Origin of the sequence: Fumia xinanensis, from assembly GCF_014384905.1 — a bacterium.
In the GTDB taxonomy this organism is placed as follows: Bacteria; Bacillota; Clostridia; order Oscillospirales; family Ruminococcaceae; genus Fumia; species Fumia xinanensis.
This window is the reverse complement of the sequence record NZ_JACRSV010000001.1, coordinates 348,152-373,223: the sequence shown is the minus strand read 5'-3', so window position 1 is coordinate 373,223 and position 25,072 is coordinate 348,152. Positions and strand designations below refer to the sequence as shown.

Below are 25,072 nucleotides of genomic sequence, written 5' to 3'. Positions count from 1 at the left end.
GAATCGATTTATTGTATCTTACGCTTTCAAAAGGCTTTCGCAGAGCGCCAGATCCTCGGGGGTATTAACGCCTAAAATCTCGGTGTCGTCGTGAGTGGTGTAAGTGCCGATTTTGTAACCCTTACCCATCATGATAGAAGGAACGTCAGTCAGGTAGTACTCACCCTGGGCGTTGTTGCTCTTCAGTTCTTTGAGGCAGTCAAACATTTTCTTGCTATCGAACACGTAGATACCCACGTTTAACTCGTTGATCTTCTTCTGCTCGGGAGTACAGTCCTTATCCTCGACCACACCGATAAAATCGCCCTTTTCATCGCGGACAATTCTGCCATAAGCCAAGCCCCTGTCTGAAACGCCAGTCAAAATAGTGCAGTCGTTGCTTTGTTCTGTATGGATTTTTACAAGATTCTCATAGGTTTCCTTTTTAAACATAGGCATGTCGCCATAGCAGACTAAAACCGGTCCATCGTAATCCTTCAAGGCGTCGTAAGCACAATTTACTGCGTGGCCAGTACCCAGCTGTTCATCCTGAACTGCAAATGTGTAGCCCTGCTGAAATGCGTCAAAAACCATTTCCTTTTTGTATCCTGCAACGATGACGATGTCTTTGTTTTCCGGAATAAAGCTAAGATTGTCTACTACATAACGAAGCAGTGGTTTGCCGTTTGCCTCTCTCAAAACCTTTGGAGCATTGAATTTCTCCGATAATAGTCTTTTTCCTTTGCCAGCTGCCAGAATAATCGCTTTCATAACGATTTCCTCCTAAAATTTTTCATTAGCAATCGGTAATCGTAACACCTTTGTCCTGTTTGAGGACCATGGCAGGATAGCCCATGTCGTTGACCGCTTTGACAATCTGCTCAGCTTTGCCCACGGGGGCGTAACAGTACATGCAGCCGCCTCCTCCGGAACCATTGAATTTACCGCCGTACGCGCCGTTTTGGATAGCAGTATCCAGCACCTTATCGATGATGGGGGTGGAAATCTGAAGGCCATCCCGGAGATTTTTGTGCTGACGGCTCAAAAGCTGCCCCAGCTTTTCATCGTCTACGTTTCCAGAGGAAAGCATGTCGAGGGCCTCCCGCTGGATGCGGTAATTGTCGATATTGGCACGGATTTTCCGCTGATGCAGTTCATCCAAAGAATCCACGTATTTCTCTAGTTCGGGATTCTCATAGAAGTCCCGAATGGAGTGAATGCCGTACTGCTCCAGTTCCTTTAAGCCTTCCTGAGTAGGGTATTTGGAATCGCCCAGTACTTTTATGGTGTCCTTCTGCTGAAGGGAGTCAAAGAGGATGAAGCACCCCTTTAAATCCACATCCAGCTTTTCAGGGACAACACCGTCAGAAAAGTCGATATGTACAAGGCCGCCTAAAGCTGAGGCGTACTGGTCCATCATGCCGCCGGGCTCATTAAATTCCTCAACCTCTGCCTTCCAGGCGAGCTTCGCCATCAGTTTGGAGTCGCTGGCGCGGCCGCGGTCGCAAAGAGCCGCCAAAGTAGTGGTCAAAACCAGCACCATGGTGGTGGAGGAGCACATGCCCTTCCCAATGGGAATTTCGGAATCCATAGTCACATCGGCGCCGACCAAGGGAAAACCCTCTTTTTTCAGTACGTTAACGATGGACTTAAAATAATCTCGGTTATTTTCGTATTTGAGCTCCTGGCTCATATCGATGGTGTATTCCTCGTATTTGTTGTCGATGTTTTTTGCACCAAGCTCGCTGATGGATTTATCCCGAATCTTGATGTGCAGCAACATATCATCCCGTTTTTCCGCCTTTGTGGAAAAACGCAGGTTGATACCAGAAGCGATTACTTCCAATCCAAGATAGTCCTGATGTTCGCCGAACAGGCAAATTCTACTGGGGGTCGAAACTTTAAGCATGTCATAGCCTCCAAAGATCATAATCACATTGAAACAAAGGGTGCCTAGCGCCCCTGTTTGATTTTCCTGTTTCATTATAATCCCAAAATTCTTACATGTGTTTAGTTTATTTTCGACACTATTCAGGTGTTATAACGAATATTGAAAAAGAGATTCATCCTTAAAAATTGGCTCTTTGACAGGCTTTGGCAGCATTTCTGGGCCGGTGTCATTATTACGAATGCAAACAGACATATTGTACCATATTTTACCTAAAAATGCAAACAAAGGCCCGCCCAGCACAGCTGCTGGACAGGCCTTGATATCTATTTATAGCGTTCACGGGCAGTTTTTTCAATTTCCGCCGCTAAGACCACCTCTCCTTTACGGAGCGTCTTTTTCACATCAATATATCGCTGATTCCGGCTACCCCGATACTTGAGGGTCAGATCCCGCTGTGCCAGAATAAACGGTCCATCCACTAGATAGTCGCAGACATTTAGTAATTCGGCGACCCCTTTGTCTTTTTGCGCCATCTCTTGTAATTGTTCCAACGTATAACCGGAATAGCTCATAATATTCAGTTTCATTCCACGAATGGCCTTGATCTTCTTCCCCAGATCCGCAAACGCCGCCGCCTGACAGAATGGCTCCCCTCCGCTAAAGGTCACCCCTTGAAGAAGAGGATTTTTCTTTATTTCGGCGACAATCTTATTGGTGTCAATGTCGTAACCACCTAAAAAATCATGGGTCTGTGGATTGTGGCAGCCAGGACAATGATGAGGACATCCCTGACAGAATACAACGAATCTTAGCCCTTTTCCATCGACAATGGATTCCCGAACCACACCGGCAATTCGCAGCGTTTCGCCCATAGCATAAAACTCCGTTTCTATTTGACTTTTCCTCTATTTGGATGAAACTGCAAAATCATTTAAATAAAGGAGAAATAACAAGCACTCAAATATTATAAGGGAAAAATTGTAGAAAGTAAAACGCCGTTTTCCCTATTTGCCAGACAAAAACCTAACCTTTCCGACGGAAAAGTTAGGTTTTTGTATCTGAATGACAATTATTTTGGAAAGAAACCGCTATTTAGATGGCTTCCATAGAATCAGCGGTGTTCACCGAATGTTTGACTCTGTCCTCTACTTCCGCACGCTTTGCGTTATTAAAGTGATCCAAGGTACCCACCAGATAACCGGTGATGCGTCTGATCCGCTCAAAGCCCACATCCCCTTCGTCCTCTTTACGATGGCACTGAGGGCATTCGTTATCAATGATGCCGGTGTAGCCACAGACAGGATCGCGGTCGACAGGATGGTTGATAGAGCCGTACCCAATGCCGCATTCTTTCATGTAGCGGACGACTTGTTCAAAGGCCTCCAAGTTTTCACAAGGATCTCCATCAAGCTCAATATAGGAAATATGGCCACCATTTGTGAGAGCGTGATAAGGTGCTTCAATCTTAACTTTTTGGAAGGCCGAACAGGGGTAGTATACCGGCACATGGAAGGAATTTGTGTAGTAATCCCGGTCAGTGACGCCAGGAATCAGGCCAAACTTTTCTTTATCAATGCGGACAAAGCGGCCGGACAACCCTTCTGCCGGCGTACCGATGAGAGAAAAATTCATGCCATACTCTTCGGTGGCCTCATCCATCCTCTTTCTCATGTAACCAATAATCTCCAGACCTAAATTCTGTGCCTCTTCCGATTCACCGTGATGTTTGCCGATGAGCGCCTTGAGGCATTCCGCCAAGCCGATAAAGCCCATAGTCAAAGTACCCTGCTTGAGCACTTCCTCGATGTTATCGTCTGGGCCCAGCTTGTCGGACCCCGTCCAGACGCCCTGTCCCATAAGGAAGGGATAATTGCGGACCTTTTTGCTGGCCTGGATGCGGAATCGAGCCAAAAGCTGATCGATAACCAGATCGACGATTTTGCCTAGAGACTCAAAGAAAGCGTCTACGTTTCCATTGGCCTTGATGGCAAGACGAGGTAGATTAACAGAGGTAAAGCTCAAGTTGCCCCTGCCGGTCACCACCTCATTGTCTGGGAAACAGGAGTTTCCGATGACTCTGGTGCGGCAGCCCATATAGGCGCACTCTGTCTCGGGGCGGCCCTCTTTGTAGTACTGCAGGTTAAAGGGAGCGTCAATGAAGGAAAAGTTCGGGAATAGCCGTTTGGCCGACACTTCGATAGCCAATTTGAACAAATCGTAGTTGGGATCTCCAGGATTGTAGTTGACCCCTTCCTTGACCTTGAAGATGTGAATGGGGAAAATGGGGGTTTCGCCATTTCCGAGGCCTGCTTTTGTGGCAAGCAAAATGTTTCTTGTCACCATGCGTCCTTCAGGAGAAGTGTCAGTTCCGTAGTTTAACGAAGAGAACGGAACTTGCGCTCCTGCACGGGAGTGCATGGTATTCAAATTATGTACAAGGGCTTCCATAGCCTGATAGGTGGCCCGGTCGGTCTCATGAGTCGCCTCTTTGAAAGCAAACTTCTGCACATGCTCCGCCGTTTTTTCGTCAAGGCCCAAACTGAGCAGTTTTTCTTTCTCCGCCTCAACATAACCGTTATTGAAGGCGAGAACAGGCTTTATATCCTTTTCTTCGAAGATTTTGTCCGCGACGCTACGTGCGGAATCCTCTCCGTTTTCAAAGCCGCAGAGCAATTCCAGCGCTTTGCCGACATTGACCCGGTATCTTCTGGCAAAAGTCTTGCGGACACCGTCTGCAAGGTAATAATCGAAGTTGGGGATGCTCTGACCGCCGTGCTGGTCATTCTGGTTGGCCTGGATGGCGATACAGGCCAGCGCCGAGTAGCTGGAAATGTCGTTGGGTTCCCGCAAAAATCCGTGTCCGGTGGAGAATCCGTCGTGAAACAGTTTTCCCAGGTCAATCTGGCAGCAAGTGGTAGTAAGAGTCAGAAAATCCAGGTCATGGATGTGGATATCTCCATTTGTATGAGCCTTAGCGTGGACTGGGTCGAGAACGTACATCTCGTAAAACTGCTTAGCGCCCTCGGAACCATATTTCAGCATGGAACCCATGGCGGTGTCACCGTCGATATTGGCATTTTCCCTTTTGAGATCCACTTCTTCCGCTGACTTAAAAGTCAGATCTTCGTAAATCTTCATCAGCTTGGTGTCCATTTCACGGACACGGGTTCGCTCCGCTCGGTAAAGGATGTAATCCTTGGCCGTTCTGGCATGGCCGCGCTCCATCAGAACCTTTTCCACCGCATCCTGAATAAATTCTACAGTGGGTACTTTATCAGGACACCCTGTTTCTACATAATCGGCTACTTCCTGTGCCAAAGCAAAAGCAGTGTCGTAGTCCTTGCCGCCGCTGGCCTGAGCCGCTTTAAAAATAGCGTTGGCAATTTTTTCGATGTTAAAGGCCACTTCTCTGCCATCACGTTTTCTGATTTTTGTAATCACGATAGATCATCCCTTCTATGCAGTCTGCAAAGCTCTCAGATACCCTAACCGGCCTATATCCCTGCTCTTTGTAATACAGAGAGTATTTTATAAAACCACAATATATAGTGTATCTCCGCTTGTCTTGCACTATTATATAGCATATTTTGGGTTCTGTCAATAGCATTTATATACTTATTTTGTATATTTTGTTTTTGCTATCCTGCACAAATTTTCTTCCAATTATTTATACGGAATGAAGCTTTTAAGTCAATTAAAGACTACTCTGTATCCTCTGTGAATACAATTTTGAATACATGTATATGATAAAACATTTTTGAGCATCATTCTTATGGTAAAATAACCCAATACAAAAATTTGTTGCTTTTTTTGTGTTTATTGCTAGATTTCAAAACCATCTTTCTTCTATTTTTTCTGCAAATAATATGTACAAAGTTCTTTCAATTCTTAAAATATTGTGGTATACTATGAATGTTAAAAATCAAAAAGGGGTGTCGCTTTGGAAAAGTATGTTATCAAAGGTGGCAACAGACTCCAAGGTGAAGTTACCGTCAGCGGGGCAAAAAACGCCGCCGTTGCCATTCTTCCCGCCGCCATTCTTTCCGACGAACCATGTACTATAGAAAACGTTCCTAATATCAGCGATATTGATTGTACTATAAAGATTCTGACTCAAATGGGCGTCCAGGTAAAAATCATCAATAAATCCACATTATATATTGATCCGAGACATATCGTCAATCCTACCGTTCCCTACGACCTGACAAAGAATATGCGTGCTTCTTATTATTTTCTCGGCGCACTGCTGGGAAAAGCGGGAAGCGCTCGTGTTTCCATGCCCGGAGGATGCGATTTGGGTGCGCGTCCCATCGACCAGCACCTGAAAGGACTCGCTTCTCTTGGGGCGGATGGTGCTGTGGACCACGGTATGGTGCACCTGGAATCCAAAAATGGATTAAAAGGAGCACATATCTATTTTGACATTGTCACTGTGGGCGCAACAATTAACGTGATGTTGGCAGCCGTCAAGGCCACCGGCCTGACTGTCATTGAAAACGCCGCGAAAGAACCCCATATCGTCGATTTAGCGAATTTTTTGAATTCTATGGGCGCAGAAATTATGGGGGCCGGCACTGATGTCATTAAAATCAGGGGTGTGAAACACCTTCATGGCACCCAGTATTCTATTATACCTGACCAAATCGAAGCAGGGACCTTTATGGTGATGGCTGCAGCAACCAAGGGAAATATTCTTATTAAAAACGTTATTCCTAAACATTTGGAATCTATTTCGGTTAAATTAGAAAAAATCGGAGCTATTGTCGAAGAATATGACGACAGTATCCGCGTCATTGGCACCGGCCGGTTGGAAAAGACCAGCATCAAAACCCTTCCACATCCTGGCTTCCCCACCGACATGCAGCCCCAGATTACAACTCTGCTTACTCTGGCAGAGGGAACCAGTATTGTCACCGAAGGCATTTGGGACAACCGCTTTAAATATGTCGATGAACTTCGCCGCATGGGTGCTGACATCTCAGTAGATGGTAAAGTTGCCGTTATCGAAGGCACTGGACATCTCATGGGAGCGCCCGTCAAAGCAACCGATCTGCGGGCAGGTGTCGCCATGATTATCGCGGGACTTGCAGCATCCGGTATCACCGAAATTGAAGACATCCACCATATCGAGCGAGGATATGAAGACATCGAATTGAAATTGCGCGCTTTGGGAGCGGACATCAAAAAGATCCATTCTCCCGAAAATGAAATGCCCCTCGCCCTGTAATGCTTGCTACATCAGGTTGGAGAAATTTCTCCAACCTTTTATTGTGGAACAATAACGTTTTGAGTTGCATCTGTCCAGCCCCCTTCTACAATCCTAGATTGACTTTTCGGGACGAGTTTTTGCAATGTGAAACGATAATTTGGAAAGGAGGGAGAAGCCTTGACCTATTTTTATAATCTGTGCAGTTCCAGCAGTGGGAATTCCACCTATTTGGGAAGCCTGACAAGCGGAATTTTATTTGACGCCGGCATCGGGATCCGCAACTACGCTAAAAGCCTGCACGCCGCCGGACTCCCCCCATCCGCCGTCAAAGCGATTTTTGTGACCCATGAGCACAGCGACCACGTAAAGGGCCTCGATGTGATTTCCACGCGCCATGACCTGCCAATATACGGTTCGGAAGGTACCATTCAGAGCCTTCTAGAACAAGGGCATCTCTGCGGGCAGCAGGAAATACATATCATCGACAAGCCTACTCAGGTGGAAGGCTACATTGTCACCCCCTTTCACACCTCCCATGACAGCCGGGAAAGTTTGGGATTTCGGGTGGAAACGCCGTCTCATGAGCAGGTGGGTATCTGCACCGACTTGGGATTTGTCAGCGACGAAGTGCTAAACTCTCTTTTGGGTTGCCATTTTGTCATGCTGGAATCCAATTACGACGAAAGTATGCTCATGTACGGCTCCTACCCCTTCTTTTTGAAAAGAAGGATTTCTTCGCATAAGGGACATCTTTCCAACGAACAGTGTGCTGAAACTATTGAGCGACTTATCCAGGGAAATACCAAGCGGTTCGCTTTGGCTCATCTCAGTGAAGAGAACAATCGGCCTGAAGTGGCGTTTTCTCACTCTAAAAATTATCTTGTCCAAAAGGACATGCTTTTGGGGCGAGACTACCTTATTGACGTTTTAGCCAAAGTAAATGACGGAAGGATGATTGAGATATCATGCTGACCGTCACCTTAATTTGTATTGGAAAACTGAAGGAAAAATATCTACGGGATGCCTGCGGAGAATACGGCAAACGTTTAGGCAGCTTCTGCAAACTCAATATCCTCGAGCTCAGCGAATATAAGCTTTCGGACAATCCATCTGAAAGCGAAATTCAGCGATGCATCCAAAAAGAAGGGGCATCGATCCTTGCAAAGCTTCCAAAAGATAGCTTTGTCATTCCACTTTGCGTTGAAGGAAAGCAGTACGCTTCTCCAGCTCTTGCCAAAGAGATAGAAAAAATCTCGCTTTCCGGCCAAAGTGGCATTACTTTCATTATTGGCGGTTCTTATGGCCTGAGCGACGAAGTGAAAAATCTCGGGAAATTGAGACTTTCCATGTCGGAAATGACTTTTCCACATCAATTGGCTCGCGTCATGCTCTTAGAACAGGTTTACCGCTGCTTTCAAATTAACTCAAACGGAAAATACCATAAATAGAGAGAGTTCCGTGTAAAGCGGGAAAGGCAAAATGTAGGAGGCTTATCATTTGATTAGAAAAGATTTAAGAAATATCGCTATCGTCGCCCACGTCGATCATGGCAAAACCACACTAGTCGACGAAATGCTCAAACAGGGCGGCGCATTCCGGGAAAATCAGGTCGTCGAGGATCGCGTTATGGACAACAACGACCTGGAACGGGAAAGAGGAATTACAATCCTCGCAAAAAATACCTCCGCCTTTTATGAAGGCGTTAAAATCAACATTATCGACACCCCCGGTCATGCCGATTTCGGCGGCGAAGTGGAACGCGTCCTCAAAATGGTGGACGGTATCCTGCTGTTGGTGGATTCTTTTGAAGGCTGTATGCCGCAGACCCGTTTCGTTCTCCAAAAGGCTATGGAGCTGGGTCACAAAATTATCGTGGTGGTCAATAAAATTGACCGTCCTGACGCCAGATTGTACGAAATCGAGGACGAAGTGCTGGAACTCCTGATGGATTTAAATGCCACCGAGGAACAGTTGGACAGCCCGGTGGTTTACTGCTCAGGCCGGGCGGGCACCGCCACCTATGCGCCGGAAGTCCCTGGAAAAGACCTGCGTCCCCTCTTCGATAAGATTCTCGAGCACATCGATCCGCCGGCGGGAGAGGAAGAATCCCCCTTCCAGATGATGGTCTCCGCTATTGACTACAACGAGTACGTGGGCCGTATTGCCATCGGGCGGGTCACCCGCGGCACCGTCAAACAAGGACAAGAAGTGATGGTCTGCGATTATCACAACCCCGACACCAAGTATAAAGGCAAAATCGTCAACATGTACGAAATCAACGGTCTAAACCGGATTGCTTGTGAAACCGCCACAGTTGGCGACATCATTTGCATCTCCGGCATCGAGAATATCACCATTGGTGAAACCCTCTGTGCCCCCGACGCGTTGGAACCCCTTCCCTTCTCGAAAATTTCGCAGCCTACAGTGCAGATGACTTTTTCTGTCAACAATTCGCCTTTCGCCGGCCGAGAAGGCAAATTCGTTACTTCTCGCCAGATTCGTGACCGCCTTTATAAAGAGCTTTTAAAAGATGTCTCCCTCAAGGTGGAGGACACCGACTCTGCCGACAGCTTCTTGGTCTCCGGCCGAGGCGAAATGCATCTCTCCATTCTTATTGAAACCATGCGCCGCGAAGGCTATGAATTCCAGGTTAGCACTCCCCATGTCCTGTTCCGGGAAATCGACGGCAAAAAGTGTGAACCAATCGAGCGGGTCGTCATTGATGTCCCCGAGGAGTGCATGGGCGCCGTCATGGAAAAGATGGGCTACCGCAAAGGCGAACTTCAGCAGATGACTCCTCAGGGCAGTCGGATGAAAATGGAATTCCTGGTTCCATCCCGCGGATTGTTCGGCTATAAAAATGAGTTTTTGACCGATACCAAAGGCGAGGGAATCATGGCTTCGGTGTTCGAGTGCTACGAACCAATGAAGGGCGACATTCCCACCCGTTCTACCGGTTCCCTTATCGCATTTGAGACAGGAACCGCCGTGGCCTACGGCCTCTACAACGCCCAAGAGCGGGGCCAGCTTTTTATCGACGCGGGCACTGAAGTGTACGAAGGAATGATCGTCGGCCAATCCCCTAAAGGCGACGATTTAGTGGTCAATGTCTGCAAGAGAAAGCAGCTCACCAACACCCGCGCCTCCGGTTCTGACGACGCGCTCCGTCTCATCCCGCCTAAGGACATGAGCCTTGAGCAATGCATTGAGTTCATCACCGAAGACGAGCTTATTGAGGTAACACCGGAAAACCTGCGGCTGAGAAAGCGGATTCTCGACAAATCCCTCCGCGCAAAAGCAGCAGCAAAAGCAAAATAATATGTTCTCTTTGAAGCAGTAAAAAAACGGTATCCGTTTGTACGGATACCGTTTTTTGTGGTCTACCGATAGGCTGCAATCATCGTGGTGTTTCCCCGGCGATATACCATCTCTGTCTTTTCAAATCCCGCCTTTAAAAGCATTTTTACTTGATTATTGAAAGAACAGGGAGTATCGTAATGATAAAACTCATCCATTGGAATGCCCAATTCTTCACGAATACGCTTGTTCTCCGCAAACCAATGATCCTCTTCCCGCTGGGTTTCCACCATATAGTCGCATTCGATGTAGCGTCCCCCATCTTGCAGAGAGTTGTAGATTTTCTTATACAACGCTATTTTTTTGCTGTGGGTGAAGTGATGCATCGTCTGAAAGGAAACAACGGCATCGTACCGATGGACACCTAAGTCACAATCAAAATAGCTGGCATGGATGAGATCCATATGCTTATCAGAATGCTTTTCCCGCAGTTTTAGAAGCATTTCTAGTGTCAAATCAATTCCAGTGACCTCTAACTGTGGAAAACACTTAAAAATTTCATCCAACTCCAGCCCGGTGCCGCACCCCAAATCCAACAGCTTTTTCGCATCAGCCGGAAGCTGCCCCGCCATCTTTTTGTACCCTTCTTCACAGCCTTACACGTCGTTTAGCATGTGCTCGTCATAACCGTCGACGCGGGCGGCAAAAAAATCGCTCATTTTTTCCACTAATTTTTCCTCCAAAAGATTATACCATATCCGCAAGTTTCTCTAAAAATGTAGAGGTAGATTTACCAATCGCAGTTCTGCGTCAGCAGGAATGGATGCTGACACATGGTTATAACTAATCCTGCTCCATGCTAGCACAAGATATATCTGCGCTTTATTATATTTTTTCTACGTTTTTACAAATATCCTGAAGAGGACAGGCTGTGCACTGAGGTGCCCGCGCCTTACAAAATTCCCGTCCAAAGTGAACCAGCCGATGGCAGAAATCGTTGCTTTTTTCCGGCGGCAGAATCTTTCTGAGATCCATCTCCACCTTAAAGGGCTCCTTTTCCTTTGTAAGACCTAACCGTCCGCAGATGCGGATACAATGGGTGTCGGTGACGACGGCAGGCTGATGGAAAATGTCTCCCATGACAAGATTTGCCGTCTTTCTCCCGATGCCGGGAAGTTTTACCAAATTTTCTAAGGTGTTGGGAAGTTCCCCTCCGAAATCGTCAATGAGCATCCGGGACAGCATTTTGATATCCTTGGCCTTGGTGTGAAACAGGCCGCAAGGCTTAATAATTTCTTCGATTTCCTCAATGGGTGCCTCCGCCAATGACTGAAGCGAAGGAAACTTTGAAAATAACACCGGCGTGACCAGGTTCACCCGGGCGTCAGTACATTGGGCGGATAGCCGCGTCGAAATTAAAAGCTCATAGGGTTTTTCATAGGTTAGGGAACAAACCGCGTCTGGATACACCCTTTCCAAAGCCTCCACTGCTTTTAGCGCCCTTTCTTTTCTCGTCATATTTTATTTCCTCCTTCACAAAAAGACAGGTGAAACCACCGTCCCACCTGTCCATCGCTTCAATTAAAAATATTGCCGCCCTGACAGTCGATGCCAACGATCAGCGGAAAGTCGCAAAGCTGAAGTTTCTTTACCGATTCGCAGCCCAAATCTTCGTAGGCAATAACCTCACAGCTTTGGACACACTTGCAGGCAAGCGCTCCCGCTCCGCCGATGGCGCAAAGATACACTCCGCCATTGCGTTTGATGGCCTCCACCACTTCCAATTTTCGGGGGCCTTTACCAATCATACAAATCAGTCCCCGATCCAGCAAAAGAGGCGCAAATACGTCCATTCTTCCAGAAGTCGTCGGCCCGCAGGAGCCGATTGCCATTTCTTCCCGGGCCGGCGTTGGGCCGGCATAATAGATAGTCGCTCCCTTCATTGGAAAAGGCAGCGCTCCACCGTCCTCCATTGACGCCACAATCCGTTTGTGGGCGGCATCCCGAGCGGTATACACAATACCGGATAACAATACCCGGTCCCGCACCCTCAGCGTCTTTGCAATTTGTTCCAGTTGCTGCGCATTACAGCGAATCGTACTCATGCTTTGAAACAGCCTTCTTCCTATTTGCTCTTTATTTACGGAATAAAAAGTCCGCTTTAAAGCCTTTCTTGGATTCTTCTGCTGCTTTGGGGGCAGAGTTTACTTCCGTTTCTTCTTTGGAAGCTTCTGCTTTCGCGTCATCTTCATTAATGTGCGCTTTTGCACTTTTCAAATCTTTTTGAAGCTGTTCCAAATCCTTCATCACTTCTGTGGAGAAAACTTTGAAAGAATCCATCGTCGCCGCTAGTTTTGCCCGAGTTTGTTCAAACTGTTTTTCCGCCTGAGAAGCTTCTTGCTTGGTGATTTCCTTAAGTTTAGCGGATTTTTCATGAGCGCGGGCGACGATTTTGTCGGCGGCGTTTTTCGCTTCCATCATAATTTCGCCGATTTCGAGGCTTGCCTTTTCCTTTACATGTTTTTCATTGAACTCCTGGAGTTTCGCGCTCAGTTGTTTGTTGTTGGCCTCCAAAACGTCCCGCTTCATTACCAACTTGCTGTTGAGCGCTTTCTGAGAGGCCACTTCCCGCTGCAGCTCTTCTGTCCGAGTGCTCAGTCGTTTATTGTTCTCCAGTACGCCATTAAATTTTTCTTCAAAGTTGGTAGCGGCCTGCTTATTTTCCTCATTTTCCTTTTGAAGCTCTTCTAACTGGGATTTCAGAGCATCAAGTTCCTTCTGACTTTCTTCCGCCTTGGCTTTCAGGGCGTCGTTTTCTTTCTGCAGATCTTCCGTGGCCTGCTGAAAACGTGTCACCGTTTTTTGATGCTCCTCGTTGACTTCTTCAAAACATTTGAGAACATCCTGACGGTCAAAGCCGCCAAAGACCGCTTTTTTAAATTTTTCGCCGTATTCCATATCGTTCCTCCCTTTCAATTGTTGTCTATCACACCTTTGCAGGTAAAGCTTCCACTGTTTCTGCACTGTTTTAAACCTATGAGGCTATTATAGCACCAAAGGAATAGATTTGACAAGTATCAAACGATTCAAAAAACCTCTTTTACTTTTCATCTGTCGACAAAAGTGATACAATAGAAAAAAAGGACTGATTGAAATGAACTGCAGTGAACTCATAACATCAAGAAGAAGCGTACGAAAATATTTGAACAAAGAGATTCCTAATGAATTGATTGAACGGTTACTGCAGGCGGCTCATTGGGCTCCCAGCGGTGGAAACATGCAGCTCTGGCATTTTTACGTCCTCCGAGGGGAAGCAAAACAAAAAGTCTGCGACAGCTTGAGACGTCCCACCCACTGGATTTACAGCGCCCCAGTAGTGATTCTGGTCTGCGCTGAGTCGGAACGCTCAGCGCAGTACGGAGAACGGGGCAAAAATCTTTACTGTCTTCAAGACACAGCGGCCGCTATTCAGAATATTCTCATCTGCGCCAAGGCAAATGGCCTTTCCACCTGCTGGGTGGGGGCCTTTGACGAAACCGCCTGCAAAGAAGCGCTGAATCTTCCAAATGAGCGCCGTCCTGTCGCTATGATCCCGGTGGGCTACTCGGAGGAAGAACCCAAAGCCCCTGAACGCCGTCCTCTCACCGAAGTGGTTACCTTCTTGGACTAAAAAACGCCTGACCAAATCGGTCAGGCGTTTTCCTTTGTGGAGAATTTCCCCGCTATCTTCAACGCAAAGAATGTCGGGCTTGTGGGAAAAGGCCTCAGCCAGCTCTCTCCACCGGGTTATGGTACTCCCCTTTTCCAATAATTCAAACAGAAATGGGGAACCATGATACCAAACTTCGTCCGCCACCATAGTACACCTCTATTTCACTGCGTATCCGTCCTGGCCCAGGAGGCCGTTTAAACCATCGAACAGCATTCCGGCGAGCATCACCCGCTCCTTGCCCGGCGGATAGCAGTATTTTTTCTCGTCGGCAAAATAAAGCTTAACCGGTGAGTTTCCAGGGTACTCTCTGCACAGGCTCAATACGGCGGGAATTCGTTTATCTTCCTTTGAAGTAAACTTGATAAACAACGTTGTCTCCTTCTCCGACGGCTGGAAATCCCTCAGGGAAAACAGCTTGTTGCAGAGGATCTTCGGCTCCTCGTCCTCTCGGAGAGAAACCGTCCCCTCGGCGATAAGCGGCTCGCCGGAACGCAAAAGCCTCTCGTACTGATCATAGATTTTTGGAAATACCACCATCTCCAGCTTACCGGTTATGTCCTCAAAATCCACAAAGCACATACTCTGCCCGCTTTTGGTGGTGGTGAGCTTCTGGGAGGCGACCCGCCCGAGAATCCGCACCGGCTTGCGGTCAGTGTAGCGGGTCTCGTCGTTTACAATGTCAAGCAAATTGTCCATCTGATACTTTTTCACCAGTGGGGCGTACTGCTGGAGCGGATGCCCCGTCAGGTAAAAGCCCAACGCCTCGTACTCGAATTTTAAAAGCTCCCCTTGGGAATACTCTTCGCACCGCACCATATCGGCCTGAGGCTCCTCGATTTGGGCCGCAGCAAATAAGCTGATCTGCCCGCCCGCGTTGTTTTTGCCGTAAAAAGCCGCCGCTTCCATCGCCTTTTCGTAGGAAGCGTACAGCTCCTTTCTGTGAAAACCGAAACAGTCCAGCGCACCGGAACCGATGAGGCTCTCCAGGTTGCGCTTGTTCAAATCCCTGCCGTAAAGCCGCTTGCAGAACTCAAACAGGTTCTGATAAGGCCCGTTTTCCTCCCGCTCGGCGATGATATTATCGAGAACCCCCTTGCCCATGCTCTTGATGGCCAGCAGCCCGAACCGGATGGCGTTTCCCTCTACCGTAAATGCGGAAACACTCTTGTTGATGTCCGGCGGCAGGATGGGAATGTGTCGTTCCCGGCATTCCCCCACGTATTCGAGCAGTTTGCTGGTGTGATCAAGCACCGAGGTGAGCAGCGCCGCCATATATTCCCGGGGATAGTGGCATTTCAGATACGCCGTCTCATAGGAGACGACCGAATAGGCCGCCGCGTGGGATTTGTTGAAAGCGTACTCAGCAAAGGAGGCCATGTCGTCAAAAATCTCGTTGGCCACCTTGGGGTCGATACCGTTTGCCACGGCGCCGGCGCATTCTACCGACCCGTCCTCCCGTTTTTTGCCGTAGATGAAGTTCTGCCGCTCTGCCTCCATCACGTCTTTTTTCTTTTTGGACATGGCGCGGCGCACCAGATCCGCCCGCCCATAGGAATACCCCGCCAGCGACCGGAACACCTGCATCACCTGTTCCTGATAGAGCAGGCAGCCGCCGGTGACGTTTAAAATCGGCTCCAACTGAGGGGCCTTGTACCGCACCTTTTCCGGGTGGAACCGGTTTTGGATATACACCGGGATAGAGGAGCTGGGGCCGGGTCGGTAGATGGAGGTAGCCGCCGTCAGATCCTCAATGTTTCTGGGTTTCATGCTGATGAGCATCTGCCGCATCCCTGCCGACTCGAACTGGAACACCCCGCCCGTCTCTCCACGGGAAAACATCTCGTATACCTTTTTGTCGTCCAAGGGGATTTTGTCGATGGAAAAGGAAGGCTCCCGCTTCTGAATCTCTTTGGCGCAGTGGTCGATGACTGTCAGGTTTCGAAGGCCCAGAAAATCCATCTTTAAGAGTCCCAGTTCTTCCAGCGTCGTCATGGGAAACTGGGTGATGATGGATTCGTCGCTCTTTTGCAGCGGCACGTATTCGCTGACTGGATCGGCGGTGATAACCACCCCCGCCGCATGGGTGGAAGCGTGCCGGGGCATCCCCTCCACCTTTCTCGCCATATCGAGAAGCTCCTTAATCTCCGGGTCTGCCTCGTACAGCTCCCGCAGCTCCTTTACATCCCTCATGGCCTTATCCACCGTCATCTTGAGCTGGAAAGGGATGAGCTTTGCAATCTTGTCCACCTTCTGATAGGGCATTCCAAGCGCCCGCCCTACATCACGAACAGACCCCTTAGCCGCCATGGTGCCGAAGGTGATGATCTGGGCCACATGGTCGGCTCCGTATTTGCGGACGACGTAGTCGATGACCTCCTGCCTCCGCTCATAGCAAAAATCCACGTCAAAGTCGGGCATGCTGACCCGCTCCGGGTTCAAAAATCGCTCGAAGATGAGGTTGTATTTCATCGGGTCGACGCCAGTGATGCCCATACAGTAAGCGATGAGGCTCCCCGCCCCCGAACCTCTGCCCGGCCCCACGGGAATGCCCTCGCTTTTGGCGTAGCGGATAAAATCGTAGACGATGAGGTAGTAGTTCATGTACCCCATCTTGACGATAATATCCATTTCGTAATCAAACCGCTCCCGCAGTTCCGGCGTGACGGTCCCATATCGTTTTTTCAGGCCCCGGCGGCTCAAATCGGTAAAATACTCCAAGTTGTCCCGACCGTCCGGCGGGGTGAAGTTTGGAAGCTTCGTCTGCCCAAAGGTGAAATCAAAATGGCATTGCTCGGCGATTTTTACTGTGTTGTCCATGGCGTCCTGAAAATCTGGGAGGGCCTCTTCCATCTCGGCCCGGGATTTCAGGTAAAACTCATCAGTGGGAAATTCCAGCGTGCCGCCGTCCCCGTAGACGTGGTTTGTCTGGATGCAAACCAGAATGTTCTGCATCTTGGCGTCGTCCTTATTGAGATAGTGGCAGTCGTTTGTGGCTACCAGGGGAATACCCGTCTCGTCGGAGAGTTTGCGAAACAGCGGCAAAATTCGCTGCTGCTCCTTGATGCCGTGGTTCTGCACCTCGATGTAGTAGTTCCCCTCTCCAAAGATGCCTAGATACCGCAGGGCTGTTTCCTTTGCCCCCTCGTAGTCGCCGGCGGTGAGTTTTCGAGGAATCTCCCCCGCCAAACAGGCGGACAGGGCAATCAGTCCCTCGTGGTGTTTTTGGAGCAGCTCCAAATCCACCCGGGGACGATTGTAAAACCCCTCGATATATCCCGCTGACACCATTTTGATGAGATTCTGGTACCCTACGGCGTTTTTACAGAGAAGCACCAAGTGGTATGGGCTTGAATCCACCTTATGCACTTTGTCAAACCGGGTACGGGGAGCCACATATACTTCGCAGCCGATAATAGCTTTAACCCCTTCTTTTTTGCAAGCCTTGTACAGGTCCACCACGCCATACATACAGCCGTGGTCGGTGATGGCGACGGTGTCCTGTCCCAGCTCCTTCACCTTTTTCGGCAGATCCTTGATGCGACAGGCTCCGTCCAGGAGGCTATACTCGGTATGCAGATGAAGATGTACGAACTTTTTGTTTTCCATACCGAACCTCCTTTCAATCGGCATACCTTAAAACTGAACAAACATATAAACAGTTGCGCCAGTGATAACCAGCGCCACAATGGCAAAAATAACGGTGTAGACTAACTCTCCCGGAGTTTTTCTCTCTAAAGCCCGATACTCAAGCACCTGAAATAGAGTCAGCACCCACATGCATATGGAGAGCACCAAAAACAGCATCTTTTTGATGACAGGGTCGCCGATGATGGTCGCCGCTAATCCTCCCACGACCAAAACTGCCGCCCCTGCGTATTCGATAAAATCTTTTTTCTGTATTTTCATGCCAAACGATGTCCTTTCCCAAATATAAAGCGCTTTTATTTATCTGCTTTCTGCCGCAGCTTGTCTGCCGCCACGGAAATCCGTTTCAGACGGTGATTGACACCGGAACGGCTGAGTGGCGTTGTAAGAAGCTCTGAAAGCTCCCGCAATGAAAGCTCCGGGTTCTCCAAACGAAGCTCCGCCAGCTCCCGTAAATCGTCGTCCAAATAGGAAAGCCCTGCGTGGGCTTCAATGTATCTGATGTCCTGCACCTGGGCGCTGGAGGCAGAAACGGTCTTGTCGAGGTTTGCCGTCTCGCAGTTGGTCACCCGGTTGACCTTGTTGCGCACATCTTTCATTACCTTGATGTCCATAAGCTGTAAGGCAAATTTAGAACTGCCGATGAGAGTAAGAAAATCCTCGATCTGCTCGCTCTCCTTAAGATAGAGGATTTCGCTGTGCTTTCGTTTGGTCATCTTGAAGCGGATGCCCATCCCCTGAGCCAGCAAAAAAACCTCTTCCGCCAGCATCCTATTGGGAGCTACCAACTCCAGGTGGTATTCCTTTTCCGGATTAGTTACCGAACCGGAAAGCAGAAAAAGTCCCCGTAGAAACGCCGCCAGGCAGCGGGGACTTTCGGTAAATTCCGGATTGAGGGCCGTTGAGCTGATGGAAAAATACTCACAGAGAAACTCTCTTTGATGAGGATCCTCGATGAGCACAGCATACATGGGGACATTTTCCTTGAGTCTTCTGGGATCCGAGTGAATGGTAACGAAAGTTCCCATCATTCCAGCTAGGCTTTGGGCGAAATGCTCGGCCACAAACTTATTCTCGGTGGCGAAAACCTGGGCCTCTTCAGGAAAACTCCGGCTAAAACTGAGCATCCCGTAAAGTCGCGCCTTTTCGCATTGTTCTTTTTTCTCTTCCAACTTACAGAGTTCTTTTTTCACGTCCTGACAAAATGACATGGCGGCCTCCTTCCTGAAATACAGCCGTCAGAGCTCCGTTTATTTTGCAATATCCCGATGCACGACCCGGACATTCCCCCCCTGCTCCGACAGGTAATGGTAAATATTCTCAGCAAAGGTGACACTGCGGTGTTTTCCGCCGGTGCAGCCCACTGCAATCATCAGCTGGCTTTTGCCCTCTTTCTGGTAAAGAGGGATCAAAAAGCCGATGAGGTCTTTGAGCTTATCGAGAAGCTCCATCGAACTGCTGGAATTCATGACATAATCCCGCACCTCTTGATCAAGGCCGGTCTTGTTTTTTAAAGCGTCAACATAATAGGGGTTCGGAAGACACCGCACGTCGAACACCAGATCCGCCTCGGCGGGAGACCCGTACTTAAAACCAAAAGACATGACGTTGATAAGCATGCCGTTTTGCAGCTCGTCCAGAAAAATATTGTTCATCCGCTGTTTTAACTCGTTTGCAGACAAGTGGGTGGTGTCGATGATGTAGTCGGCCCGCTCTCTGGCGGGTTTTAACAGCACCCGCTCGTTGCGGATAGCCTCACCGATGCCACCGCTTGTGAGATCCGCCAATGGATGACGCCGCCTAGTTTCCTTGTACCGGCGCATCAGTTCCTGATCAGTAGCGTCCAAAAACAGCAGCTTGTATTTGAGTCCTTTGCCCTGGAGTTCGTCCAGTTCCTCAAACAGCCCGTAAAACAGGTCTCCGCCCCGCATATCGGTGACAATAGCGACCCGCTTGAATTTGCTGTCTGCAGCAAGACAGATTTCGGCCACCTTGGAAATGAGCTTCGGCGGCATATTATCGACGCAGTAAAAGCCGATATCCTCCAAAGCATCAATGGCCCGGGATTTTCCGGCACCGGAAAGGCCTGTAACAATCAATAGATCCATCTGTATCCTCCATAAATCGGGCAAACGTAATTATTCATTAAAAACAGCCTGCTGGCACCGCTCTCACAGCACTTCCATCTGCCTTCAGCTGCATCACTTCGCATTCAAGGCAGAAGCCTGTCTGGCGTTTCACTTCTTCTTTGACTTTTTGAATGAGCTTCAGCACATCCTTGCATGTGGCGTCCTTATAATTGATGACAAATCCGCTGTGCTTCTCACTCACCATGGCACCGCCTACGCACAGCCCCTTGAGGCCGCACTGCTCGATAAGCGCCGCCGCAAAGGCACCTTCCGGCCGCTTGAAGGTGCTACCCCCACTGGGATATTCCAATGGCTGCTTCGATTTTCTTCGCCCCATCAGCTCATCCATCCGGGCACGTATTTCCTCCTTGTCCTTCAGGACGAGTTTCATGGCCGTCCTCACAATACATAGGGGCTTTCCAGTGTAAAAACTATGCCGATAGCAATACTGTAGTTCCTGCGCCGATATCCGGCAGAGATTCCCTTTTTCATCCAGATGCTCGCAGTAAGTGACCACATCCTTCATCTCGCCGCCATAGGCTCCAGCATTCATGTAGGCGGCTCCACCCACGCTTCCTGGGATGCCCCAGGCGAATTCCAGACCCGAAAGGCCGTAGCGGTAGGCAGTATAGCAGGCTTTAGCCAGCGGTGCCCCCGCTTCACAGATTAGTACATCACCCTCCACCGTACACCGGGCAAAATCCTTGCCCAAAAAGACGGCAGCGGCGTCTACACCCTCGTCGTCAATCAGCAGATTGGAACCTTTCCCGAGAAAAAAGTGTGGGATGTTTTCCCTGAGGACTGGCAGCAAGGCTGACAGTTCTTCCACATTTTTTGGAACGACGAACAGAGGAACGGTTCCTCCGATTTGGAAGCTGGTATGCTTTTTCATCGGTTCGTCGCAAAGAAACCGGATACCTGCTTCGGCGCAGTATGCCTTTACCTTATCGTAACCATTCATTCTGTGACATTAACCCCCGCATTCGGTGAATTTGAGTGTTCTGTCTCCTGAAAGCGCAATGTCCTGTGCCCTCAGGAGACAGAACAAAAGAAAAAATTCTTTTGCCTCTCTCATATATACGCGCCAAACAGTGCGTTTATTTCTTTTCGTGCATTCTCCAGAGCATGGCAGCACCGATGGTTCCGGCGTCGTTTCCAAGCTCTGCTACTTTTAGTGTAGTGGTAGCAGTACTCTCAAGGCCATAAGTCTCAGTTTTCAAGATCTCCCGCAGGGGGGCAAGCAAAGTTTCTCCTTCCTTGCAGATGCCGCCGCCGATAAGTAATACCTCCGGCTGGAAAATATTGATATAGTTTGCGAGGCCGCAGCCCAGATAGCTAATGTAATCATCCACCAGCCTTTTGCCCACTTCGTCACCCATGCGCATGGCGTCAAAGGCGGTTTTGCCATTGACTTCATCGAGAGTCTTTGCCACTTCCCAAAGCTTGGACTGGGGATTCGCCTCCATAGCCTCCTGGGTCATCTTTACCAGTGCAGAGGCTGAGGCATACGCCTCCAGACAGCCCTTTCTCCCGCAGGCGCAGGCCCGGCCGTTATAGTCGATGACAATATGTCCAAGCTCACCGCCGATTCCGTTGAATCCGGAATAGATCTTGCCATCAATAATGATTCCGCCGCCGACACCGGTTCCCAGCGTGATCATAATAACATCGCTAATTCCTTTTGCCGCGCCCGCGATGGCTTCACCGTAAGCAGCCACATTTGCGTCGTTTTCAAGATAGACTGCCTTGTGAATCCGCTCCTCCACGTATTTTGCCAGAGGCGTGTTCTCAAACTGTAAATTGCAGGAATAAATCACGGTTCCCGTTTTCACATCCACAGCGCCCGGGGTTCCAACGCCAACAGATTCGATGTCGTCGATGGTGAGATTCAGCTCTGCCAGCGCTTTCTGCGCACATTCCACCATCCGACCCGCCAGTGCCTCGTCGTTTCCATCCACAGAGGAAGGGATGGAAGCCTTAGCCACCACTTTGCAGTTTTCATCTACGACACCCGCTTTGATAAATGTGCCGCCTAAATCGATGCCAATGTAGTACTTCATAATTTCAAACCTTTCTATTAAGCCCGCCAAAGCATTCCCTGGCGGGCATATGATTCTATTTTAATTTTGCCAGACGATGTTTCCGATTTTCGATATAATCATAAAAACAGTCTGCATTGAGGTTGAGGATTAAATTTTCCGGGTAATCGATTTCTTTCAGCATCTGCAGAGTCCGGGGAACCTCTCCCACAGCTGCCGCGAAATGGGCGTCGGAGCCAACGCACGCACGCGCTCCGTATTTTTTGCAGAGCTTTGCGATTTCGAGACAGCGCTCCTCAGCGCCTGGCTTGTCGAAACTGTGCTCATTGAATTCCATAATTTTTTCCCGCTCCACAAGGCGCTCGATAACAGTTTCGTAATCGTAGAAAAACCTTCCCCTTCCCGTATGGCCCAACATATCCACATATGGATTATCGAGCGCTCCCAAATAGGCGGAGGTACAGGCCTCATAATCTGACGCCTCAAATTCCGGCGCGTGGATAGATGCAATGACCCAATCGAGCCTGCCCAGCACTTCCGGCGGCAAGTCGATCCGTCCGTCAGCGTCGAGAATATTTGCTTCCACTCCCCTTAGGATGCGGACGCCGTACATCTCGTCCGAAATCAGGTCCATATTGCGGAAATAGAGAAGCGGCGCCCCGTCGAAAAGCTCCGGCCCGTGGTCAGTAATGGCGACGCCCCGAAGTCCCGCCTCCTTTGCGCACTGTACCGCCTCAATGATCGTCGAGTAGGCGTGTTTGACTACGTTTGTATGGCAGTGGACTTCCACTTGAATGTTCAATCAGACTTCCTCCTAGAAATTCCAGTCTTTTTCTACTTCCGGCTTATCCTGATCCACCGGCATGCCGAGATTCGCCAGTAGTTCCTGAGCCGCATTATAGCCCATCTTTTTCTGGCGGTTGTTCATGGCGGCAACTTCCAGGATAATGGCTAAGTTCCGTCCGGGCTTGACCGGAATGGTCAAGGAGGGCACTTTTAGTCCCAGGATGGTGGTATACTCGTTTTCCATCCCCATCCGATCGTAAACCTTAGCCGGGTCCCAATGCTCCAGCTTGACGATCATGTCGATCTTTTCGGTCATCTTGACCGAACCCATGCCGAAAAGCCTTCGGGCGTTAATGATGCCGATGCCGCGGAGCTCCAAAAAGTGGCGGATATTGTCCGGAGACGTCCCCACCAGCGTCCGGTTGGAAACCCGGCGGATTTCCACTGCGTCGTCGGCGATGAGCCGGTGTCCCCTCTTGACAAGTTCAATGGCGGTTTCGCTCTTTCCCACGCCGCTGTCTCCGAGAATCAGAATACCCTCGCCATAGGCCTCCACTAAAACGCCATGGCGGGTGATCCGGGGAGCCAGCTCCACATTTAGGAATGAAATAATCGTTGCCATAAAACTGGAGGTGGACTCTTGAGTACGGACGATAGGCACCTGGTGCTCTTCCGCTGCTGCAATGAGTTCCGGCACGATGTCCATGCCGCGGGTGACGATGACAGCGGGAATTTTCATGGCGCACATAGCGTCCAAGCGCTCCATCCGCACTTCAGGACTAAGGTCGTTCAGATATGCGTTTTCCATCTTTCCGATAATCTGGATGCGATCCGGGTCAAAATAGTTTTTGAATCCGGTAATCAACAGTCCTGGCCGGTTCACTTCACTGGACGAAATCATGATTTCCGCTGGGTCCTGAGGCAGATAAATACTTTCCAGAGAAAATTCTTTAATCAGCCGTGCCAGCGAAACAGTAAAATTCGACGCCATTGTTATTTCCCCCTTTTTCCGCCCCTGTCATGGGTTCAAGCAGACGAATCTGCCACATTTCTGCAGGCGGTTACATACGGTATTATTATACACCAGAATAGCCTCTTTTGGCAATATAGCAAGTATAAAAATTATGATTCTGAAAAAGCAAGGGGGAGAGCTTATCCCGCTTTCAAACAAGAAATAGGAGATTTCAAAATAACCCTGCAATCAATTACATTTACGTCAATATTTCAGTATAATATAAATAATCCTGAGATCATTTCGTTTTTATTTTGATTGCAGACATGTACAACCGCTGATATTGTGGGATGGCTGCAACGGATTATTGACCCCATGGATGGTTATATATCATATGAAAATATTCGATATCCCGCGAAAAAGGCAAGTAAAAACGACTTTGCCATCTATAAAGACAAAGAATATAAACGCTGTATTGTATAAAAAGGGACGGCTTAAGCCGTCCCTTTTCTCACAAGTGCATAGACCCTTTTATTCAATCGAAAGTTTCCTTTTATCTTTTTGAAACGTATAGATCTCGTTTAGAAGAGTCGCTCCCAGAACCAGCACCCCTCCGGCAATCTGCAACGGCATCATCCCCTCACTAAGAAATACCGCCGCGAACACAATGGCGGAAACCGGGTCGATATAGCTGAACACCGCTGCCGTCTGACTCGAGAGCTTTTGCAGGCAGGAAAAATACAGAAGATACATAACGCCCGTATGGACGATTCCCACTACAATCAACAGCAAAATAGCCGTCCCGGAAATTTTGGCAAAATGGATTCCGTCGGTGAAAAGCACGTAGGGAAACATGGCTATAGCCGACACGAGAAGCTGAACAAAGGCGCTTTCCACGCCGGAAATGTCTTGGAGCCGTTTGTTTAATAGCACGATGGAGGCGTACACCAAAGCCGCTCCCAGCCCATACAAAATACCCAAGAAATTTCCGTCCCCAATTCCACCATTACCCGCCACGCAGACCATTCCCGCCATAGCTACTAAAATACAAAGTACTTTTATCTTGTCGAGTCTTTCCTTGAGGACGAGGGGTGACAAAAATAGAATTAGTACAGGCGCAAAATAGTAGCAGATGGTAGCGGTAGCGATAGTAGTATACCGGTACGCCTGAAACAGCAGCATCCAATTGAAGCCCAAAGCAATACCGGACAGCAGCAAAGGTACCAGATTTTTCCGGATGCAGTTAAAAGAGAACCGCCTGCCCGATAAACAGGCAAACCCGAAGATAAAGAGGCTCCCAACGATACCCCGTACAAGTGCTATCTGCGCCGAGGACAGGGGAATACCCCGAACAAACAACCCCAGGCTTCCAGCAATCAGCATCGAGCAGATAAATCCGATTTTTGCCTTGCTCATTTTGTCAAAACCCTTCC

Annotated in this window: 22 protein-coding genes; 5 read left to right on the top strand and 17 right to left on the bottom strand. The window is 48.9% G+C overall.

The genetic code is table 11. The features are described from left to right. Positions 1-18: 18 nt before the first annotated feature. The 4 genes from H8710_RS01745 to H8710_RS01730 form a co-directional block, all read right to left on the bottom strand. Entirely contained in the window at positions 19-750 is a 732-nt protein-coding gene (locus H8710_RS01745) for a sugar phosphate nucleotidyltransferase (protein ID WP_249293667.1), read from the bottom strand. A 25-nt stretch (positions 751-775) separates the two neighbouring features. Then, entirely contained in the window at positions 776-1,888 is a 1,113-nt protein-coding gene (locus H8710_RS01740; protein ID WP_249293666.1) for a GHMP family kinase ATP-binding protein, read from the bottom strand. Between the two features lie 305 nt (positions 1,889-2,193). Next, the gene (nrdG, locus tag H8710_RS01735) at positions 2,194-2,742 is read right to left on the bottom strand and encodes an anaerobic ribonucleoside-triphosphate reductase activating protein (protein WP_249293665.1); all 549 of its coding nucleotides are present in this window, start codon (positions 2,740-2,742) and stop codon (positions 2,194-2,196) included. Between the two features lie 220 nt (positions 2,743-2,962). After that, a complete protein-coding gene (locus H8710_RS01730) occupies positions 2,963-5,311 on the bottom strand; it encodes an anaerobic ribonucleoside triphosphate reductase (RefSeq protein ID WP_249293664.1) in 2,349 nt (782 codons plus the stop codon). Between the two features lie 499 nt (positions 5,312-5,810). On the opposite strand from H8710_RS01730, the gene murA reads away from it, so the two are divergent. The 4 genes from murA (at position 5,811) to typA (ending at position 10,397) form a co-directional block, all read left to right on the top strand. Then, positions 5,811-7,097 (top strand): UDP-N-acetylglucosamine 1-carboxyvinyltransferase, encoded by a 1,287-nt coding sequence (murA, locus tag H8710_RS01725; RefSeq protein WP_249293663.1) that lies wholly within the window; start codon positions 5,811-5,813, stop codon positions 7,095-7,097. 159 nt (positions 7,098-7,256) lie between these two features. Then, the gene (locus H8710_RS01720) at positions 7,257-8,051 is read left to right on the top strand and encodes an MBL fold metallo-hydrolase (RefSeq protein WP_249293662.1); all 795 of its coding nucleotides are present in this window, start codon (positions 7,257-7,259) and stop codon (positions 8,049-8,051) included. Further along, on the top strand, positions 8,045-8,527 hold the full coding sequence (gene rlmH / locus H8710_RS01715) for a 23S rRNA (pseudouridine(1915)-N(3))-methyltransferase RlmH (RefSeq protein ID WP_249293661.1): 483 nt from the start codon (positions 8,045-8,047) through the stop codon (positions 8,525-8,527). The genes H8710_RS01720 and rlmH overlap by 7 nt, the downstream gene beginning before the upstream one ends. Before the next feature lie 49 nt (positions 8,528-8,576). Further along, entirely contained in the window at positions 8,577-10,397 is a 1,821-nt protein-coding gene (gene typA, locus H8710_RS01710; protein WP_249293660.1) for a translational GTPase TypA, read from the top strand. A 62-nt stretch (positions 10,398-10,459) separates the two neighbouring features. On the opposite strand, the gene H8710_RS01705 is transcribed toward typA, so the two are convergent. The 4 genes from H8710_RS01705 to H8710_RS01690 all read right to left on the bottom strand — a co-directional run bounded on the left by H8710_RS01705 (position 10,460) and on the right by H8710_RS01690 (position 13,334). Beyond that, the gene (locus tag H8710_RS01705) at positions 10,460-11,008 is read right to left on the bottom strand and encodes a class I SAM-dependent methyltransferase (RefSeq protein ID WP_249293659.1); all 549 of its coding nucleotides are present in this window, start codon (positions 11,006-11,008) and stop codon (positions 10,460-10,462) included. A gap of 253 nt (positions 11,009-11,261) precedes the next feature. Further along, positions 11,262-11,894: an endonuclease III gene (gene nth, locus H8710_RS01700; RefSeq protein WP_249293658.1), complete on the bottom strand. Its 633-nt coding sequence runs from the start codon at positions 11,892-11,894 to the stop codon at positions 11,262-11,264. 59 nt (positions 11,895-11,953) lie between these two features. Further along, positions 11,954-12,481: a FumA C-terminus/TtdB family hydratase beta subunit gene (locus H8710_RS01695; protein WP_249293657.1), complete on the bottom strand. Its 528-nt coding sequence runs from the start codon at positions 12,479-12,481 to the stop codon at positions 11,954-11,956. Positions 12,482-12,512: 31 nt separating this feature from the next. Further along, complete coding sequence (locus H8710_RS01690; protein ID WP_249293656.1) at positions 12,513-13,334, bottom strand: hypothetical protein; 822 nt, start codon at positions 13,332-13,334, stop codon at positions 12,513-12,515. 196 nt (positions 13,335-13,530) lie between these two features. Between H8710_RS01690 and H8710_RS01685 the strand changes: the two genes are divergently transcribed. Continuing rightward, on the top strand, positions 13,531-14,046 hold the full coding sequence (locus H8710_RS01685) for a nitroreductase family protein (protein WP_249293655.1): 516 nt from the start codon (positions 13,531-13,533) through the stop codon (positions 14,044-14,046). 198 nt (positions 14,047-14,244) lie between these two features. Here H8710_RS01685 and H8710_RS01680 read toward each other — a convergent pair whose 3' ends face one another. The 9 genes from H8710_RS01680 to H8710_RS01640 all read right to left on the bottom strand — a co-directional run bounded on the left by H8710_RS01680 (position 14,245) and on the right by H8710_RS01640 (position 25,055). Next, the gene (locus H8710_RS01680) at positions 14,245-17,694 is read right to left on the bottom strand and encodes a DNA polymerase III subunit alpha (protein ID WP_249293654.1); all 3,450 of its coding nucleotides are present in this window, start codon (positions 17,692-17,694) and stop codon (positions 14,245-14,247) included. Positions 17,695-17,721: 27 nt separating this feature from the next. Further along, positions 17,722-17,994 carry a hypothetical protein gene (locus H8710_RS01675; RefSeq protein WP_249293653.1) on the bottom strand — a complete coding sequence of 91 codons (273 nt, stop codon included), beginning with the start codon at positions 17,992-17,994 and terminating at the stop codon, positions 17,722-17,724. Between the two features lie 35 nt (positions 17,995-18,029). Then, a complete protein-coding gene (gene whiA, locus H8710_RS01670; RefSeq protein ID WP_249293652.1) occupies positions 18,030-18,944 on the bottom strand; it encodes a DNA-binding protein WhiA in 915 nt (304 codons plus the stop codon). A gap of 39 nt (positions 18,945-18,983) precedes the next feature. Next, entirely contained in the window at positions 18,984-19,841 is an 858-nt protein-coding gene (gene rapZ, locus H8710_RS01665) for an RNase adapter RapZ (protein ID WP_249293651.1), read from the bottom strand. Positions 19,842-19,878: 37 nt separating this feature from the next. Beyond that, positions 19,879-20,823 (bottom strand): UDP-N-acetylmuramate dehydrogenase, encoded by a 945-nt coding sequence (gene murB, locus H8710_RS01660; RefSeq protein WP_249293650.1) that lies wholly within the window; start codon positions 20,821-20,823, stop codon positions 19,879-19,881. Between the two features lie 136 nt (positions 20,824-20,959). Beyond that, entirely contained in the window at positions 20,960-21,922 is a 963-nt protein-coding gene (locus tag H8710_RS01655) for an ROK family protein (protein ID WP_249293649.1), read from the bottom strand. A gap of 55 nt (positions 21,923-21,977) precedes the next feature. After that, positions 21,978-22,703, bottom strand: coding sequence for a phosphatase (locus H8710_RS01650; protein WP_249293648.1), 726 nt, complete (start codon positions 22,701-22,703; stop codon positions 21,978-21,980). Between the two features lie 12 nt (positions 22,704-22,715). Then, the gene (gene hprK, locus H8710_RS01645) at positions 22,716-23,678 is read right to left on the bottom strand and encodes an HPr(Ser) kinase/phosphatase (protein ID WP_249293647.1); all 963 of its coding nucleotides are present in this window, start codon (positions 23,676-23,678) and stop codon (positions 22,716-22,718) included. A 492-nt stretch (positions 23,679-24,170) separates the two neighbouring features. After that, positions 24,171-25,055, bottom strand: coding sequence for a DMT family transporter (locus H8710_RS01640; protein ID WP_249293646.1), 885 nt, complete (start codon positions 25,053-25,055; stop codon positions 24,171-24,173). Between the last annotated feature and the right edge of the window lie 17 nt (positions 25,056-25,072).

What these genes read in the sequence shown, in the direction of transcription:
- H8710_RS01655 (WP_249293649.1), bottom strand. Translation starts at nt 21,922, where the DNA reads ATGAAGTACTACATTGGCATCGATTTAGGCGGCACATTTATCAAAGCG.
- murB (WP_249293650.1), bottom strand. Translation starts at nt 20,823, where the DNA reads ATGAATGGTTACGATAAGGTAAAGGCATACTGCGCCGAAGCAGGTATC.
- H8710_RS01685 (WP_249293655.1), top strand. Translation starts at nt 13,531, where the DNA reads ATGAACTGCAGTGAACTCATAACATCAAGAAGAAGCGTACGAAAATAT.
- H8710_RS01675 (WP_249293653.1), bottom strand. Translation starts at nt 17,994, where the DNA reads ATGAAAATACAGAAAAAAGATTTTATCGAATACGCAGGGGCGGCAGTT.
- nth (WP_249293658.1), bottom strand. Translation starts at nt 11,894, where the DNA reads ATGACGAGAAAAGAAAGGGCGCTAAAAGCAGTGGAGGCTTTGGAAAGG.
- nrdG (WP_249293665.1), bottom strand. Translation starts at nt 2,742, where the DNA reads ATGGGCGAAACGCTGCGAATTGCCGGTGTGGTTCGGGAATCCATTGTC.
- hprK (WP_249293647.1), bottom strand. Translation starts at nt 23,678, where the DNA reads ATGGCGTCGAATTTTACTGTTTCGCTGGCACGGCTGATTAAAGAATTT.
- H8710_RS01640 (WP_249293646.1), bottom strand. Translation starts at nt 25,055, where the DNA reads ATGAGCAAGGCAAAAATCGGATTTATCTGCTCGATGCTGATTGCTGGA.
- rapZ (WP_249293651.1), bottom strand. Translation starts at nt 19,841, where the DNA reads ATGGATCTATTGATTGTTACAGGCCTTTCCGGTGCCGGAAAATCCCGG.
- H8710_RS01740 (WP_249293666.1), bottom strand. Translation starts at nt 1,888, where the DNA reads ATGCTTAAAGTTTCGACCCCCAGTAGAATTTGCCTGTTCGGCGAACAT.
- H8710_RS01745 (WP_249293667.1), bottom strand. Translation starts at nt 750, where the DNA reads ATGAAAGCGATTATTCTGGCAGCTGGCAAAGGAAAAAGACTATTATCG.
- H8710_RS01690 (WP_249293656.1), bottom strand. Translation starts at nt 13,334, where the DNA reads ATGGAATACGGCGAAAAATTTAAAAAAGCGGTCTTTGGCGGCTTTGAC.
- rlmH (WP_249293661.1), top strand. Translation starts at nt 8,045, where the DNA reads ATGCTGACCGTCACCTTAATTTGTATTGGAAAACTGAAGGAAAAATAT.
- H8710_RS01695 (WP_249293657.1), bottom strand. Translation starts at nt 12,481, where the DNA reads ATGAGTACGATTCGCTGTAATGCGCAGCAACTGGAACAAATTGCAAAG.
- H8710_RS01705 (WP_249293659.1), bottom strand. Translation starts at nt 11,008, where the DNA reads ATGGCGGGGCAGCTTCCGGCTGATGCGAAAAAGCTGTTGGATTTGGGG.
- whiA (WP_249293652.1), bottom strand. Translation starts at nt 18,944, where the DNA reads ATGTCATTTTGTCAGGACGTGAAAAAAGAACTCTGTAAGTTGGAAGAG.
- H8710_RS01680 (WP_249293654.1), bottom strand. Translation starts at nt 17,694, where the DNA reads ATGGAAAACAAAAAGTTCGTACATCTTCATCTGCATACCGAGTATAGC.